The sequence below is a fragment of the Accumulibacter sp. genome, from assembly GCF_029255145.1.
In the GTDB taxonomy this organism is placed as follows: Bacteria; Pseudomonadota; Gammaproteobacteria; order Burkholderiales; family Rhodocyclaceae; genus Accumulibacter.
In genome coordinates, this window is record NZ_JAPUVQ010000089.1 from 20,629 (window position 1) to 37,578 (window position 16,950).

The following is a 16,950-nucleotide window of genomic DNA, read 5'->3' on the forward strand; positions in this document are numbered from 1 at the left end:
ATGAAATTGACACGTCGTGACTTTATCAAAAGCAATGCGGTTGCTGCCGCCGCCACCGCGGCCGGCATCAGCATTCCCGGTTTCGCGCAGGCTGCCCCGGGCAAAGCTGACGGCGTGCGCTGGGACAAAGGAGCCTGCCGTTATTGCGGGACAGGCTGCGGCGTGCTGGTCGGCACCAAGGACGGCCGCATCGTTGCCACGCAGGGCGACCCCGACGCGCCGGTCAACCGGGGGCTCAACTGCATCAAAGGTTACTTCCTTTCCAAGGTCCAGTACGGCAAGGATCGCCTGACCACACCCCTGCTGCGCATGAAGGACGGCAAGTTCGACAAGAACGGTGAGTTCGCCCCGATTTCCTGGGAGCAGGCCTTCGACATCATGGCCGACAAGTGCAAGGCGGCGCTCAAGAAAGGCGGACCGCGCAACATCGGCATGTTCGGCTCCGGCCAATGGACCGTTTGGGAAGGCTATGCCGCAGCAAAATTGATGAAGGCCGGCTTGCTGAGCAACAACATCGATCCGAACGCGCGTCACTGCATGGCATCCGCGGTCGCCGGGTTCATGCGCACCTTCGGGATCGACGAGCCGATGGGCTGCTACGACGACATCGAGCACGCCGACACCTTCGTGCTGTGGGGTTCGAACATGGCCGAAATGCACCCGATACTGTGGTCTCGGGTCACCGACCGTCGCCTGACCGGCAAGAACGTCCAGATCCACGTGCTTTCGACTTTCAGCCACCGGTCAACCGAACTGGCCGACAACGAACTGATCTTCAAGCCACAAAGCGATCTGGCGATCCTCAATTACATCTGCAACTACATCATCCAGAACAACGCGGTGAATCAGGAATTCGTCACCCGCAACGTCAATTTCAAGAAGGGCGTCACCGACATCGGCTACGGCCTGCGGCCGAATCATCCGCTCGAGAAGGTCGCGATGAACAACGGCTATCCAGGTGAGGACGGAAAACCCAAGGGCAACCCGGGGGGCGCCAGCCCGATCACCTTCGACGAATTCAAGGCCTTTGTCGCCGAGTACACGCTCGACAGGACGCATGAGATCTCGGGCGTGCCGAAGGACAAGCTCGAAGCACTGGCCAAGGCCTACGCCGACCCGAAGGCCAAGGTCACGTCGTTCTGGACCATGGGTTTCAACCAGCACACCCGTGGCACCTGGGCCAACAACATGATCTATAACGTTCATCTGCTGGTCGGCAAGATCTCCGAGCCTGGCAATAGCCCGTTCTCGCTGACTGGCCAACCGTCGGCCTGCGGTACCGCCCGCGAAGTCGGCACGTTTTCGCACCGCCTGCCGGCCGACATGGTGGTCACCAATCCCAAGCACCGGGAAATCAGCGAAAAACAGTGGAAGCTCCCCGCCGGGACGATCCCCGACTGGATTGGCGCGCACGCGGTACTGCAAAGCCGCCTGCTGAAGGACGGCAAGATCAATTTCTACTGGACGACGACCACCAACAACATGCAGGCCGGGCCCAATGTCAACGACGAGGTCTTCCCGGGCTGGCGCAACCCCGACAACTTCATCGTCGTCTCCGACGCCTACCCAACCGTTTCGGCAATGTCCGGCGACCTGATTCTGCCGTCGGCGATGTGGATGGAAAAGGAAGGGGCCTTCGGCAACGCCGAGCGCCGCACGCAGTTCTGGCGTCAGCAGGTCAAGGCTCCGGGTCAGGCGCGCTCCGACCTTTGGCAGTACATCGAGTTCTCGAAGCGCTTCAAGACTGACGAGGTGTGGCCGGCCGCGCTCCTCGACAAGAACCCGGAGTACAAAGGCAAGACCCTGTACGAAGTACTCTACGCCAACGGCCAGGTGGACAAGTTCCCGCTCAGCCAGACCTACAAGGGTTTCGACAACGACGAAGCCAAAGCCTGCGGCTACTATGTGCAGAAGGGGCTGTTCGAGGAATACGCAGCCTTCGGTCGCGGCCATGCGCACGACCTGGCCGAGTTCGACGTCTACCACAAGGCGCGCGGCCTGCGCTGGCCAGTGGTCGACGGCAAGGAGACGCTGTGGCGCTTCCGTGAAGGCTACGATCCTTATGTCAAGAAAGGCGAGAACCTCAAGTTCTATGGTCATGCCGACGGCAAGGCCGTGATCTTCGCCCTGCCCTACCAGCCAGCTGCCGAAATGCCTGATCAGGACTATGACCTCTGGCTGTGCACCGGGCGGGTGCTTGAGCACTGGCATACGGGTTCAATGACCCGGCGCGTCCCGGAGTTGTACAAGGCGATGCCCGATGCGTGGATCTACATGCACCCCGACGACGCCAAGAAGCGTGGCCTGCAACGTGGTGACGTGGTCAAGACGATCACCCGCCGCGGCGAGATCCAGTTGCGCGTCGAAACGCGCGGCCGGAACAAACCGCCGGCCGGTCTGGTTTTCGTACCCTTCTTTGACGAACATCGGCTGGTCAACAAACTGACCCTCGACGCGACCTGCCCGATCTCCAAGGAAACCGATTTCAAGAAGTGCGCGTGCAAGGTGGTCAAAGCCTGATCGACACGCGAACGCAAGACAATCAGGGAGCGCCTGGGCGGGCAAAGCATCGCCCGCCCCCAGGCTGCCCGCCTGCTCGCTTGCTGGCCACGCCATGATTCCCACGGCAAACACCAACCGCAATCGCGCGCAGTCCAGCGCGGCCAAGACGCAAACGCTGGCGCGCCGGCAGTTCGTCTTCGATTCGGCACGACTTCTTTGTGGCGTCGGCGTGCTGGGTCTGGGGCTGGCAGCCTATACCAAGCAAGCCCGGGCCAGGCCCCCGCTGGCGCTCCGCCCGCCGGGCGCCGGCCGCGAGGATGACTTTCTGGGGGCCTGCATTCGCTGCGGCATGTGCGTCCGCGACTGCCCCTACAACATTCTCGAACTCGCCCGGCCTGAATCGGCGGTGGCCACCGGGACGCCCTACTTCACTGCCCGTACCGCGCCCTGCGAGATGTGCGAGGACATTCCCTGTGTCAAGGCCTGCCCGACCGGTGCCCTCGACCATCGCCTGACCGACATCAATCAATCCAGGATGGGGCTGGCGGTTCTGTCGGACCAGGAGACCTGTCTGAACTGGCTGGGTCTGCGCTGTGACGTCTGTTATCGTGTCTGCCCGCTGATCGACAAGGCGATCACCCTCGAAGTGCGGCCGAATACCCGTACCGGTCGCCATGCGATGTTCATTCCGACCGTACACTCGGAGCACTGCACCGGCTGCGGCAAGTGCGAGAAGGCGTGCGTTACCGAGGAGGCGTCGATCCGGGTCCTGCCGACCAAACTGGCGAAAGGCTCACTCGGCGAGCACTACCGGATCGGCTGGGAAGAAAAGCGCAAAGCCGGCGGGCACTCGCTGGTCGAAGACAAGGGGCTGGTCGACCTGCCGGACCGCCTGCCAGAGGGACTGAAGCTCGAGGGCCATTTCGATCCAGGCAGCGACCAACTGCCGGCTGGAATGCCGGGCAACGCCGCCAACGTCGTTCCCAGTCTACCGCCGGGACTGGGTGGTCCCGCCGCCCCGGTCAGTGCGCCGGCGGCTCCGCTGCCAACCGAGGCGGCGCGATGAACATCCGGCGTACCGGTGCCGACGCAATTGCCAGCAAAGGCTGGCTTGGCGCGCACCAATGGCTGCTGGCCCGCCGTCTGAGCCAGGGCGCGATCCTGACCCTTTTTCTGCTGGGTCCACTCGCCGCTGTCTGGATCGTCAAGGGCAACCTGGCGTACAGCCTGACGCTCGATACCCTACCCTTGAGCGACCCCTATGTGCTGCTGCAATCGCTGCTGGCCGGCAACATTCCGGAGCGACTCGGCCTGATCGGGGTACTGATCGTCGTCGCCTTCTATCTGCTGGTCGGCGGACGGGTCTACTGCGCGTGGATCTGTCCGGTCAATCCGCTTACCGACCTCGCTGCCTGGCTCCGTCGCCGCATCGGTATCAAGGGCAGTGCGCACGTCGCACGCAGCACTCGCTACTGGATTCTGGCGATGACGGTGGTGCTGGCAGGCCTGACCGGTACGATTGCCTGGGAACTGGTCAATCCGGTTTCGATGCTGCATCGTGGGCTGCTGTTTGGGCTCGGCGCCGGCTGGGCAGTGGTACTGACGGTGTTCCTGTTCGACCTGTTCGTGATGAGCCGCGGCTGGTGCGGACATCTATGCCCGGTCGGCGCGTTCTACAGCCTGCTCGGCAAGTGGAGTCCATTGCGTGTGACCGCGTCCCGCCGCGCTGCCTGCAATGATTGCATGGACTGCTTCGAGGTCTGCCCGGAACCGCAGGTCATCCGTCCGGCGCTGAAAGGCGCGGACAAGGGGGTCGGCCCGGTGATCCTGGCCGCCAACTGCACGAACTGTGGACGCTGCATCGACGTCTGCTCGAAAGACGTCTTCACCTTCGGCATGCGCTTCAAGAACCCACCCGAAAACGGCGCGCAAGCCTTACCGCAAGCAGCAGCAAGCAGCAACTGGAACACTCGGGAAACATGAAACATCATTCTTTGACGTGGAGGGAACGCCAATCATGAAGCACTCACTGAAACTCACCGCCGCCATCGTGGCGAGTTGTCTGACTTCGCTGGCATTTGCCGCCGACGCTACCACGTCCATGCGCGGCATCGACGTGGCGGCACCAAGCCCGGCGCCGGAGATCAAGGCTTATGCCGGCAAGCGTCCGGGTACCGAAACGCCGGTGGCACGCACCTTCAGCACCCAGCCCCCGGTGATCCCGCACGCCGTGGAAAACTTCAACGACATCAATCTAGAAGGCAACCAGTGCCTGGACTGTCACTCGGCAGCAACCTATCAGAAGAAGAAGGCACCGAAAATCGGCGACAGCCACTTTGTCGACCGCGACGGCAACAAGCACGCCGAAGCAACGGGTAGTCGCTACAATTGCGAGCAGTGCCACGTACCGCAAGTCGACGCGCCGCCGTTGGTCGATAACACCTTCAAGGGCGACGCCGTCAAGAAGCCAGCCAGGAAGAACTGAAACGGGCTCGCCGGCAGCCTGCCGGCGAGTTCCTCAGCGCGCCGACGGCGAACAAGGGCGCGCGCCACCGACCGGCCACTTCGTCGGCCAGCCCGTCCGCACGAGTTGCCGATCACCGCTCCAGATCATGTTCCCCGCAAAGCCGCAGCAGCTCTTTCCGCGCGGCGTTGCGCAGCGCTACCGCGGCGCCCCAGTCGTCCCCAGCCGGGACAATCAGAGCCCCGAATTCAAGGACCAGCTGGCCGCGCCTCGGCATCCATGTCTGGTCACGCAGGATGGCACGCGAACCACGCAGACCGCCCACCAGCACCGGCATCCCGGCCCGCGCAGCGGCGACGAAGGCGCCCATCCGGAAGGGCTTGAGTCCGGCCTCGCGCGAGAAAGTGCCCTCCGGGAAGATCACCAGCTGATGCCCCTGCCTGAGCGCCTCGATGACCTCGTCCACGTCTTCAACGCTCTTCGAGGCCGCGAAGCGCTCGACAAACAAGGTCCCGAGCGAACGCAGGAAAGCGTGCACCGCAGGCTGTTCGACGAACTCGCGCTTGGCGACGAAGCGATAGGCCCGGGCCGGCGGCAGCGCCGCGCACAGCGCCAGAGCATCGACATAACTGCAGTGGTTGACCAACAGCAAGTGCGGCACGGTCGGCAGTTCCTTGTCGATAATGATCCGCAAGGGGATTCCGGCCAGCGCCAGAATGAGTCGAGCGGCCCAATGGACCAGACGACGCCCGATCGTCGGCGAGCGCAGGGCAATGACCATACCGAGTACCGGCGCAGCGATGAATAGAAAGACGAGCCAGCACCAGGCGCCGTAGATCCTTCTGGCTAGACGTCGCGTCGACTCGCCAAGACGGGCACGCAGCGCCGCCACGCCAAGGCGAAGCATCTGCTGTCGGGCAGGCAGTTGGCGAGCGCCGATCAGGCCCCGCTCGAAGACATCGCGGCAGGCGTTGCGGCGAATCTTGCCGCTCGAAGTCTTGAGCACCGAGTTCGGCGGCGCCAGAACGATCTCGTCGGCGGGCATGCCGATCGCGTCCACCGCCGCTTCGCCGATCTTCTGGCGCAACGCTTCGCGCGAGGCCGCATCCTCCTCGCGCGTCTCCGCCAGAACCACCAGGCGTTCGCTGGCGGTGAGTGGATCGCCGCTGGCAAAAACCGCGACGCATCCCTTGCGAACGCCCGGAATATTGCCGACCGCCTGTTCCAGCTCGTACGGGTAGAGGTTTCGCCCGCCGCGGATAATCAGATCCTTGACCCGGCCGGTCAGATAGATCTCGCCGTCGACGGTGTACGCAAAATCGCCGGAGTCCAGCCAGCCATCGCTGAACAGCGATCGCGTCGCCACCTGATTGCGGTAGTAGCCGCTGGTCGCCGAAGGCCCGCGGAACTGCAAGCGCCCGACCTGCCGATCCGGCAGCTCGCAACCATCGTCGTCGACGATGCGAATCTCGTGCCGTGGCAAGGCCCGACCGCAGGCGGGAACGCGCATCGGTTCCGGGTCGCTGCTGCAGGCTGGCACCGCACACTTCCTGGTGACCAGCGCTTCACGATCGATCAGATCGATGCGCGGGCCACGGGCGAGCGGCGGGAAAGCCAGCCCGACCGAACACTCGGCCAAACCATACACCGGGGTGATCGCCCCACCGCGCAGTCCGTAAGGAGCGAAGCGCCGGGCGAACGCCTGCAGCGTTGCCGGACTGACCGGTTCGGCACCATTCAGTGCCAGTCGCCAGGACGACAGATCGAGCCCTGACAGATCGTCTTCCGCGACCCTTCTTGCGCACAGTTCATAGGCGAAATTCGGCGCCGGAGAAATCGTTCCACGATGATCAGAGATCGCCCGCAGCCAGCGTGCCGGCTGCGACAGGAAGGCCAGCGGCGACAACAAGACCAGACGCATGCCGAAGTAGAGCGGGCAAAACCACGCCCCGATCAATCCCATGTCGTGATAGAGCGGCAGCCATGAAACGAACACGTCATCGCTGCTGACCTGGCAGGCCTCACCCATGGCGCGCACGTTGGCCAGCAGGTTGGCGTGGGTCAGAACCACGCCCTTGGGGTCGCCGGTACTGCCCGAAGTGTATTGCAGGAAGGCGATATCGTCCGCAGCGGCACGGTAGAGCAGGCTGATCGGCTCCCGATCGAGTTCCGCCGGGGTCAGAACCGCGCGCAATCCGGGAACCTCGGCCCGCAGCAGTGCGGCGACGCCTTTTGCCTGCGGCACGGTGATGATCAACACCGCTTCAGCGTTGGCCAGGATGCGCCCGTGCCGCCGCAGATGGTCGTCGATCTGCGCCAGGCGTGCGGGCGGATAGATGGGCACCGGGACACCACCGGCAAGCAGCACCCCGAAGAAACTGGCGAGGTAGTCACGGCCGGTGGGCAGCATCAGTGCCACCGTCTGCCGCGGCAGCAGCCCGGTCGCCACCAGCCCGGTGGCGACGCGACGCGACTGCTCGAACAACTCGCCGTAGGTGATCGGCTGGGCGCGAAACTCCGAATGTTCGCCGCCGCCATCGCCGTAGAGCAGGAGGTGCACGCGCTGCGAATGGTGTTCCGCGTGCCACTCGAACACTTCAATCAGCGTCGCCGCCTGGCCAGGAATACTGATCGGCCCGGCCGGCGTGCTGACCCCGCCGGTCTCCGTGACAGCGTTCCTGGCCGCGACGGCGTCACCAGCGCCAGACAGGAAGCGCAGGAGATCCTGCGGCGTCTCGGCCTCGGCGAGCGCCCCGTCCGGCAGCGACCGGCCGAACTCCTTGCCCAGGCGCAGCAGCAGCTCGACGCGTGCCAGGCTATCCAGCCCCAGATCACGTTCCAGATGGCTGTTCAGGCTCACCCGCCCGACGCGTCCGGGGCGGGTTTCCTCGACCATCGCTGTCACTACCCGCAGGACGTCCGCTGAAACGTCGCGGGGCTGCTCGGGCAAAGGCGCTTTGCGCTGCCTTTCGTTCATCAGATCAGCTTTCCATCAGTGGAGATGCGGCAACACCGCAACAATTCGCGCTTACGGCTGATCATGATCATCCGCGAACTCAACAACGATGGCGCTGGTCGGGCACGGCGCAAAGCATGCGCCACAACCGTTGCAGCGCAAGGTGTCGAGCAGCGGCGCAGAAATTCCGCCAACGCGGGGCACGAATCGGATGGCGCCGGCCACGCACTGATCGCCGCAGATCCGGCATTCGACCTGTTGAACGGCCAGGCAGCGCTCACCGATGGTCGCGCGCGCCGCCCATGGGAGCTGCCCGGCCAAGCGCTGCAATGCGCCACTGCGGCAGGCGTCGACACAAGCGCCGCAGAATGTGCATTCGCCGACCGCAAAATCGACGACCGGGTAGCCGCCGTCGCGATCGCTGATGATTCGTGTTGGACAGACCGCCTGGCAATCGCCACAACGGCTACAGGCCTGCCGAAAAGCGTCTTCGGCGATTGCCCAGGGTGGCCGCAAGGACGCCGTGCGGGTCGAAAATCGGCCACGCAGAAAATTCCGGCGGCTAGCGGCGTGGGTCATGGGGTCAGTCCCGCTTCGAGTGCTGCGCGTTGAACACAAAAACTACCTTGCATGACAAACTGCGATGCTGTCGACATTAGAACGTGACAACGCTTCGTTCACCGCTCGGCTAGTCCGGGGTCCGAACGCTCGCTGCGCTTGCGCGGTGATCCGCTAGGCCTCAGCAAGGTCGTGGGCGGTCGAGGATGGGCTCAAACCGGCGCAAGCGGCACAACTACGGCCAGGTACGTGCATTGTAAGCGCCGACACAGCCGCGCGGAAGGAAGGCGGTTCACCAAAGGGTGAAGAGGCGGCTGGAGTTCCGCCGGCGCACGCACCCGCAGAGGACCTCGCGCGGACCACCTGTGCGATCAACAACAAGTGGTCCGCCCGCGCATGGTCCGGTGTCGCAGATAACGCCTCCGATGACGACTGTGACGCTGGCGACGACCATCGCCAGCGCTCGCCAACACCCAGGGCCATGCAGCGTCAGGCCACATCGGCGAGGACGAAGTCAATGCGCCCGGTCTCGAGATCGGCCCTGACGAGTTTCACCTGCAGGCGGTCACCGAGGCGAAAGCGTCTTGCTGTTCGCTCGCCAAGCATCTGATGCCTGACGCTGTCGTACTGGAAGTAGTCCTCCCCGAGTTCTGACACATGCACCAGACCTTCGACATAGACCTCGTCGAGGGCGACGAAAACGCCGAAAGGAACCACCGCGGCGATCGTCCCGGCAAAGGTCTCGCCGATCCTGTCGCGCATGTAGTAACACTTCAACCAGTTGGTGACATCACGCGTGGCCTCGTCGGCACGCCGCTCGCTCATCGAGCAGTGCGCGCCGATGTCGGCCCACTTGCCCGGGGCGTACGTCTCGCCGGCCAGCACTGCCTTGATCGAACGATGAACCAGCAGATCGGGATAGCGCCGGATCGGCGAAGTGAAATGCGTGTAATGCTCGTAGGAGAGGCCGAAGTGGCCGACGTTGTCCGGACTGTACTGGGCCTGACGCAACGAACGCAGCATCACCGTTTGCAGCAACTGGGCATCCGGTCGTGCCTTGATGCCTTCGAGCAGTTCGGCGTAATCGCTGGCCGTCGGATCGTCGCCGCCAGCGAGAGCGATACCGAACTCCTTGAGGAAATTGCGCAGCGCTTCCAGCTTCTCGGGCGTCGGCCCTTGGTGGATGCGATACAGGCACGGTTGTCGGTTGGCCTGCAGGAAACCCGAAGCGCAGACGTTGGCGGCCAGCATGCACTCTTCGATGACCCGGTGCGCGTCGTTGCGGTGCACCGGAACGATCCTGTCGATCTTTCCCTGCTCGTTGAACAGCATCATCGTCTCGATGGTTTCGAAATCTATGGCGCCGCGCTTGCCACGGGCCGCGCTCAGGACCTTGAACAAGCCGTAGAGCGCTTGCAGTTGCGGCTGCAGGCGGCGGTGAATGTCGCTCGCGGGCTGTACCGAGCCGGCCAACCAGTTCCAGACCTGGTCATAGGTCAAACGCGCGTGTGACCTGAAGACCGCCCGATAGAACTGATAGTGAGTGACCACTCCACGGTCGTCGATATCCATGTCGCAGACCATTGCCAGACGATCCACATCCGGATTCAGAGAGCACAGGCCGTTGGAGAGCTTTTCCGGCAACATCGGAATCACCCGGCGAGGAAAATAGACCGAGTTCCCGCGCTCTCGTGCCTCACGGTCGAGCGCCGTTCCTGGCTGCACGTAGTGGCTGACGTCGGCAATAGCCACCACCAGCCGCCAGCCCTGCCCGTTCTTTTCGGCGAAAACGGCATCGTCGAAATCCCTCGCCGTCTCGCCGTCGATGGTCAGCAGCGGCAGAGCGCGCAGGTCCGCGCGCCCCTCCCACTCGGACGGATTGAGCGCCTCCGGAAGGGCCGCAGCCTCGGCCAGCGCGCCGCTCGAGAACTCGAAAGGCAGTTCATGCTTGCGCAAGGCGATCTCGATTTCCATGCCCGGGTCCGCGTAGTTGCCGATCACCTCGACAATCCGCCCGATCGGCTTCGAATGCCGCTCGGGCTGCTCGATGATTTCGACCGTGACCACCGCGCCCGAACTGGCGCCGCCCTTGCCGTCGGGCGTCACCAGGATATCCTGGTTGATCCGCCGGTTCTCGGGAACGACCAGCGTAATGCCATGTTCGACAACAAGGCGACCAACGACCAGACGGTTCGCCCGTTCAAGTACTTCGACAATGACCCCCTCGCGGCGCCCCTTGCGATCGACCCCGACGACCCGGACCAGAGCCCGGTCGCGGTGCAGCACCTTGGACATCTGCTTGGCTTCGAGAAACAGATCCTCGCCGGCATCGTCCGGAACCAGGAAACCATAGCCATCGGGGTGCCCCTCTATACGGCCGGCGATCAGGCTGGCGCGTTCGGGCAGGATGTATGAGCCCTTGCGGTTACGCAGCACCTGCGCCTCACGTTCCATCGCCCGCAGACGCCGCTGCAGCAGTTCAAGCTCGTGCACCTGGATGTCGAGCAGCACGCAGACGGCGTCGAAGCTGACTGGCTTGCCCTGCTCTTCGAGAACTTGCAGGATGTATTCGCGTGACGGCAGCGGCTGCTCGTAGGTCTTCAGCTCGCGCTCCAGATAGGGATCACGACGGCGGACTGCCGACAGTTTGCTTATTGACATTTCTTCTTGTTCCTATAAAATTCGGCCTCTCGGGAAATGCCCAGGTGGCGAAATTGGTAGACGCGCTAGGTTCAGGTCCTAGTGGTGGCAACACCGTGGAGGTTCGATTCCTCTCTTGGGCACCAAGCATTGAACACCAAAAGCTCTGATTATTCAGGGCTTTTGTTTTTTTTATCGGGCGGCGGCCGAAACCCTTCAACGCTCGCGCTCACCGCTTGCGGCAAGAACCAGGCCCGATCAGGGCGCATTGTACGCCCTCTGAAGCAGCCCTCTGCGACGATCACCGAATCGTTTCTCTCCCTTTGTTGCACGAGCGCAGCACGTCGACCGCCGAGGCGCCACCAAACGGCGGTCGCCGGCAGCAAGGACGGCCCGTCCCGAACGCCGCCGCGCGGACTGACCACCAGCCTGCAGCGAGCTGACTCCCGGCGCGCCGGAATCGCTTTCGGACGAGTGCGAAATACTAGCCATTCGCAACAAAACTATGGATACTACGCTCCCGTGAAGGCGCCAGCCGCTGTGAGTTAGTTGTAACTTAGCCACCTGTTAGGATTCCAGATGACGATACGACCTGAGCTGATAGAGAAGCTGCGCGCGACGCGCGCGAAGTTGACGGAAAACGTCAGTGCCGAAAAGCTGGAAGCGCTGCACGCCAAGGGATTGCTGTCCGCTCGTGAGCGCCTCAACACGCTCTTTGTCGAGGGCACGTTCCAGGAACTAGGCTTGCATGCCTCGCACAGCTCCACCAACTTTGGCATGGCCACCAAGGTCTTGCCGGCGGATGGCGTGGTGACAGGCACCGGCTACGTGGGCAACACGGCGGTGGCCGCTTTCAGTCAGGATTTCAGCGTCGTCGCGGGAACACTGGGCAAGATGCAGGCCCGAAAGATCAACCGCGTGATGCGCCACGCCCTGCGCAATGGCGTGCCGGTGGTGGCCTTCAAGGATTCAGGCGGAGCCCGCATCCAGGAAGGCGTCGATGCCCTGTCCGGTTACGGCGACGTGTTCTACTCCAACGTCCTGCTGTCGGGAGTGGTGCCACAGATCGCCGTGATCTGCGGCCCTTGTGCCGGCGGTGCCGCCTACTCGCCGGCGCTGATGGACTTCGTGATCATGACCCGGAACAACGCGCACATGTTCCTGACTGGTCCCGAAGTGATCAAGGCGGTGACCGGTCGGGCCACGACGATGGCCGAGGTGGGCGGCGCCGAGATGCATGCCACGGTCAGCGGCAACGCCCACTTCATTGCCGAAGATGACCAGCATGCCATCGCCATGGTCAAACAGCTCCTGTCTTACCTGCCCGCCAACAACACCGAGGATCCCCCGCACAATCTCGCGGTGCCGATCGAGGAAATGGGAGATCCCGGGATCAACGACTGCATCCCGGAAAGCGCATCGGAGCCCCTCGACATGTACGCCGTCATCCGCCGACTGGTGGACAACGGCGAACTTCTCGAAGTCCACGCCGGATTCGCCCGCAACGTGATCGTCGGCTTCGCGCGAATCAGCGGCGTGGTGATCGGACTGGTCGCCAACCAGCCGATGGTGATGGCGGGCGCGCTCGACCTCAACGCGGCGGACAAGGTGGCCCGCTTCATCCGTACCTGCAATGTCTTCAACGTCCCGGTGGTCACCCTGGTCGACGTGCCGGGTTTCCTGCCGGGCGTGGAACAGGAGCGCGGCGGCATCATTCGCCACGGCGCGAAAATGCTCTTTGCCTACGGTTCGTGCACCACGCCGAAAATCACCGTGATCCTGCGCAAGGCTTATGGTGGCTCGTACCTAGCCATGTGCAGCCAGGAAATGGGTGCCGACATGGTCTTCGCCTGGCCTACCGCCGAGATCGCGGTCATGGGTGCCGAAGCCGCCGTGAAGATCCTCTACCGCAAAGAAATCGCCGAGGCAGAGGACCGCCCCGCGAAGGCTGCGGAACTGGCACAGGACTATCGGGACAAGTTCGCCTCGCCGTACGTGTCGGCCAGCAATTTCTATATTTCCGACGTCATCGAGCCACAGGATACGCGCTGGATGGTTGCTCTGGCACTGCGCAAGATTCTCGACAAGCGTGAACTCAGGCCGACCAAGAAGCACGGCAATATCCCCATGTAATCGGCGACGGAAGGAAGACACCCCATGCTGACAGCAGCCATTATCAAGTCGCTACAGGTCTACGGTATCGCCGTCGTGGTCTCGCTCATTGTCGCCGTACTGATCAAGGTGCTGGTCGTGGTGACCAGCAGGATGGAAAAGCGCCAACCGATCGAACTGCCAACGGGCACCGTCTGCCCGGTCGGACTCGGTGTTCCCGACGAGGACGTCGCCGCCCTGTCGGCGGCGATCTTCGCGGCCATCGGACCACACCGCATCCTGCATATTTCCGAAAGCAGCCACGGCTGGGCGATCGGCGGCCGCGCCGCCCAGCATTCCTCTCATACGCCGGGGCACAGCGCCGGCCGCAGCAACAGATAACAGGAGCTCGAAATGCCCAGACAATTCAAGGTTACGGTGAACGGACGCGAGTACGACGTCAGCGTGCTGGAGGTCACCGCCGGCCAACCGGTGCCGTCATCGACGCCAGCGGCAGCCATGGCAGCGCCCGCAGCAGGCAGCTCGCACGCCGCATCGGCGGCGGCACCCGCAGCCGCGCCAGCCGCTGCCGCGGCAGCTGCCGGAGACGGCGACGTCATTGCCGGGATGGGTGGCGTGGTGGTCGAAGTCAACGTCAAGGTTGGCCAGGCAGTAGCCGTCGGTGATCGGCTGATAGTGCTCGAAGCCATGAAGATGAAGACCCCCGTAATGGCGACCCGTGCTGGCCAGGTCACCCGCGTGCTGGTGGCCGCCGGCGATCCCATCGAGGGCGGACAGCCGCTGCTGACAATCGCGTGAGCGACAATCAGCCGAACATCGTTTGCAGGTCAGGGCGCGACCCCGTGGGCGCTGTGCCTAGACGCGAGGACTGAAGCACATGGAAAGCATTAACTTCGTTGATCTGTTCCAGGGCATAGCCACTCTGGCGGCCTCCGAGCCAAAGATCATGATCGGGCGCATCTTCCTGATGTTGCTGGGCTTCCTGCTGATTTACCTGGGCTCCAAGAGTGTCCTGGAACCCTTGCTGATGATCCCGATGGGGATGGGCATGTCCTCGGTGAACGCGGCGGTAATGTTCCTCGAAGGCGGCAGGCCCGGGACCCTTTTTGTCGACCCATTGATCAGTGATCCCGTCGCGTTGATCAACATCCTGCAGATCGACTGGCTGCAACCGATTTACACGCTGACTTTCAGCAACGGCCTGATCGCCTGTCTGGTGTTCATGGGCATCGGCGTTCTGCTGGATGTGGGTTACGTCATGGCGCGCCCCTTCCAGAGCATGTTCATTGCCCTGTTCGCAGAACTGGGAACCTTCGTCGTCTTCCCGTTCGCCATCGCCCTCGGCCTCACCGAGCCCGAGGCTGCCTCGGTGGCCACCATCGGCGGCGCTGACGGGCCGATGGTGCTGTTCACTTCACTGATCCTGGCGAAGCATCTGTTCGTCTCGATCACCGTCGTCGGCTATCTCTATCTTGGTCTGACCTATGGGGTTTATCCCTACATGATCAAGTGGCTGGTACCGGAGCACATCCGCGGCATCGACATGTCTGCGGACCGCGGGCCGCGAATCACCCGGTCGCAGAAACTGATCTTCGCGGTGGTCGCCTGCACGCTGCTGTGCCTGCTGTTTCCGGTTGCCGCACCGCTGTTCTTCTCGCTCTTTGTCGGCGTCGCCGTTCGCGAGAGCGGCCTGGAGAACTTCAGTAAGCTCCTGGGCGAGACCTTCCTCTACGGGGCGACGTTCTTCCTGGGCCTGACCCTGGGGGTTCTCTGCGAAGCCAACACGCTCCTCGACCCGACGGTATTGAAACTTCTGCTTCTGGGCATGCTGGCCTTGGCGGTTTCGGCGCTGGGCGGTCTCGCCGGCGGTTACATTCTGTATTTCTGGAGCGGCGGCAAGTTCAACCCGATCATCGGGATCGCTGGTGTCAGTTGCGTTCCGACCACCGCCAAGATCGTCCAGAAAGTGGCTACAGCTGCGAATCCTGGAGCGATCGTCATGCCGCAGGCGCTAGGCGCCAACATAAGTGGCGTAATCACCTCGGCAATCATTGCCGCTGTCTTCATCTCGATACTGCGCTAGGAGAAGCCGCGCGCCGGCCGCGAGCAGTGGGGGCACGAAGGAATGGAGCCAAGTCGACGCTGTCGGCCTTGGCCCAAGAACCAAAGCACTGCTCGCCCGCGTGATCCGGCTACAGCAGCCGGGCGCGCGGCCTACTTGTCGGAATCTTGTGCCTGCTTGCCAGAGTCCGGCGGAAAGCCCGGCAAGGGAATGCCGTTGAACAAGGTACGTGTCTGCGTTTTCAGTTGATCCTGCATCTGGTGGAGCATCTTCCTGCTTTGCTCCATGTAGGTACTCATCATCGTCTGCATCGCCGGGCCCTGAAAATTCATGAACTGCGACCACATGTCGTTCTGCATCTGACTGTTGCTTTCCCCGTAAAGGGATTGCGACTGCTCCTGCAACTTCTTCTGGAAGTCGACAAAGGACTTCATGTTCGTCTCCAGATACTTGCCGAGCATGCCTTGCATGGCGTGACCGTAGAAGCGGATCATCTGCGACAGCAGATCGGTGGTAAACAGCGGCACGCCTGCGGCTTCTTCCTCAAGGATGATCTGCAGAAGGATCGCCCGCGAAATGTCCTCGCCGGTCTTGGCGTCCTGGACGCTGAAGTTCTCCCGAGCCAGCACAAGATCCTTTACATCGCTCAAAGTGATGTAGGCACTCGTCTTAGTATCATAAAGGCGACGGTTCGGGTATTTCTTGATCAGTCGCGGCTGCTCCGACATGACGGCGCTTCCTCCTTTTGCAGATGACTCGGTGGACGCTTTCTTGCGCCCTTGGTGCGGTGCAACAGAATTATACCTCAGCAAAAAAAAACAGGCTCCTCTCGGAGCCTGTCTTGCCTTCCCAGTTAAGAAAAAGTGTGCTTATTGATAGTACAGACCGCCGCAGATGTTCATCGTCGAGCCGGTCATGAATCCGGCAAGATCGGACGCCAGATAGACGCACGCGCCGCCGATCTCTTCCGGCTTGGCCAGGCGCTTCATTGGCACGGTGTCGATGATGCTCTGCAGGATTTCCGGCTTGATCGCCATGACCATCTGCGTCGCCACGTAACCCGGACAGATAGCGTTGACCGTCACGTTCTTGGCAGCCAACTCGGCGGCGAGCGCCTTGCTGAAACCAATCACCCCCGCCTTGGCTGCCGAGTAGTTGGTCTGCCCTGCCTGACCACGAAGGCCGTTGACCGATGAGATGTTGATGATCCGGCCCCAGCCACGTTCGGCCATCTTGGCCGAGACCTGCTTGGTCATGTTGAACAGGCTGGTCAGGTTGGTCGAGATCACGGCGTTCCACTGCGCCAGTTCCATCCGCCCGAACATCTTGTCACGGGTGATGCCGGCGTTGTTCACCAGGATATCGACCGGACCGGCCTTGGCTTCAGCCTCGGCGACCATGGCAACGCAGGAATCATAATCGGCGACGTCGCCAGCGACACAAACGAAATCGTTGAAACCGGCGGCCTCCATGGCCTTTGTCCACTCGTCCGGCTTGTCGAACTCCGGATGGTAGGCGGCAACCACCTTGTGACCGGCCTTGGCCAACTCCTGGCAGATAGCCGTCCCGAGCCCACCCATGGCACCTGTAACCAAAGCAACACGTTGCGTCATAACTCTTCCTTTCCTGTTGACGAATGAAACAATTGGCGGCACT

The 16,950-nt window shown here is 62.7% G+C and carries 13 protein-coding genes and 1 tRNA gene; 9 read left to right on the plus strand and 5 right to left on the minus strand.

The window, feature by feature from the left end:
• The 4 genes from napA (at position 1) to Q1L50_RS08650 (ending at position 4,987) form a co-directional block, all read left to right on the plus strand.
• A complete protein-coding gene (napA, locus tag Q1L50_RS08635) occupies positions 1-2,520 on the plus strand; it encodes a nitrate reductase catalytic subunit NapA (protein WP_300337582.1) in 2,520 nt (839 codons plus the stop codon).
• A gap of 94 nt (positions 2,521-2,614) precedes the next feature.
• Complete coding sequence (gene napG / locus Q1L50_RS08640; RefSeq protein ID WP_300337584.1) at positions 2,615-3,568, plus strand: ferredoxin-type protein NapG; 954 nt, start codon at positions 2,615-2,617, stop codon at positions 3,566-3,568.
• On the plus strand, positions 3,565-4,485 hold the full coding sequence (gene napH / locus Q1L50_RS08645) for a quinol dehydrogenase ferredoxin subunit NapH (RefSeq protein WP_300337586.1): 921 nt from the start codon (positions 3,565-3,567) through the stop codon (positions 4,483-4,485). Before napG ends, napH begins: the two co-directional genes overlap by 4 nt.
• Positions 4,486-4,519: 34 nt before the next feature.
• Positions 4,520-4,987, plus strand: a complete 468-nt coding sequence (locus Q1L50_RS08650; protein ID WP_300337587.1) for a nitrate reductase cytochrome c-type subunit — start codon at positions 4,520-4,522, stop codon at positions 4,985-4,987.
• Between the two features lie 112 nt (positions 4,988-5,099).
• Here the strand turns inward: Q1L50_RS08650 and Q1L50_RS08655 are convergent, their stop codons facing one another.
• The 3 genes from Q1L50_RS08655 to rnr all read right to left on the minus strand — a co-directional run bounded on the left by Q1L50_RS08655 (position 5,100) and on the right by rnr (position 11,141).
• Positions 5,100-7,943, minus strand: a complete 2,844-nt coding sequence (locus Q1L50_RS08655; protein WP_300337589.1) for an AMP-binding protein — start codon at positions 7,941-7,943, stop codon at positions 5,100-5,102.
• A gap of 51 nt (positions 7,944-7,994) precedes the next feature.
• Positions 7,995-8,501: a ferredoxin-type protein NapF gene (gene napF / locus Q1L50_RS08660; RefSeq protein WP_300337590.1), complete on the minus strand. Its 507-nt coding sequence runs from the start codon at positions 8,499-8,501 to the stop codon at positions 7,995-7,997.
• Between the two features lie 468 nt (positions 8,502-8,969).
• Positions 8,970-11,141, minus strand: coding sequence for a ribonuclease R (gene rnr / locus Q1L50_RS08665; RefSeq protein WP_300337592.1), 2,172 nt, complete (start codon positions 11,139-11,141; stop codon positions 8,970-8,972).
• Positions 11,142-11,179: 38 nt separating this feature from the next.
• Between rnr and Q1L50_RS08670 the strand changes: the two genes are divergently transcribed.
• The 5 genes from Q1L50_RS08670 (at position 11,180) to Q1L50_RS08690 (ending at position 15,315) form a co-directional block, all read left to right on the plus strand.
• Positions 11,180-11,266, plus strand: a tRNA-Leu gene (locus tag Q1L50_RS08670).
• A 433-nt stretch (positions 11,267-11,699) separates the two neighbouring features.
• Positions 11,700-13,253 carry an acyl-CoA carboxylase subunit beta gene (locus Q1L50_RS08675; protein WP_300337593.1) on the plus strand — a complete coding sequence of 518 codons (1,554 nt, stop codon included), beginning with the start codon at positions 11,700-11,702 and terminating at the stop codon, positions 13,251-13,253.
• Between the two features lie 24 nt (positions 13,254-13,277).
• Positions 13,278-13,613: a hypothetical protein gene (locus tag Q1L50_RS08680; protein ID WP_300337595.1), complete on the plus strand. Its 336-nt coding sequence runs from the start codon at positions 13,278-13,280 to the stop codon at positions 13,611-13,613.
• A gap of 12 nt (positions 13,614-13,625) precedes the next feature.
• Positions 13,626-14,030 carry a biotin/lipoyl-containing protein gene (locus tag Q1L50_RS08685; RefSeq protein WP_300337596.1) on the plus strand — a complete coding sequence of 135 codons (405 nt, stop codon included), beginning with the start codon at positions 13,626-13,628 and terminating at the stop codon, positions 14,028-14,030.
• 79 nt (positions 14,031-14,109) lie between these two features.
• Positions 14,110-15,315, plus strand: a complete 1,206-nt coding sequence (locus Q1L50_RS08690) for a sodium ion-translocating decarboxylase subunit beta (RefSeq protein WP_300337598.1) — start codon at positions 14,110-14,112, stop codon at positions 15,313-15,315.
• A 131-nt stretch (positions 15,316-15,446) separates the two neighbouring features.
• Here Q1L50_RS08690 and phaR read toward each other — a convergent pair whose 3' ends face one another.
• Together phaR and phbB are read right to left on the minus strand one after the other, a co-directional pair.
• On the minus strand, positions 15,447-16,022 hold the full coding sequence (phaR, locus tag Q1L50_RS08695; RefSeq protein WP_300337600.1) for a polyhydroxyalkanoate synthesis repressor PhaR: 576 nt from the start codon (positions 16,020-16,022) through the stop codon (positions 15,447-15,449).
• 141 nt (positions 16,023-16,163) lie between these two features.
• A complete protein-coding gene (gene phbB, locus Q1L50_RS08700; protein WP_300337602.1) occupies positions 16,164-16,907 on the minus strand; it encodes an acetoacetyl-CoA reductase in 744 nt (247 codons plus the stop codon).
• Between the last annotated feature and the right edge of the window lie 43 nt (positions 16,908-16,950).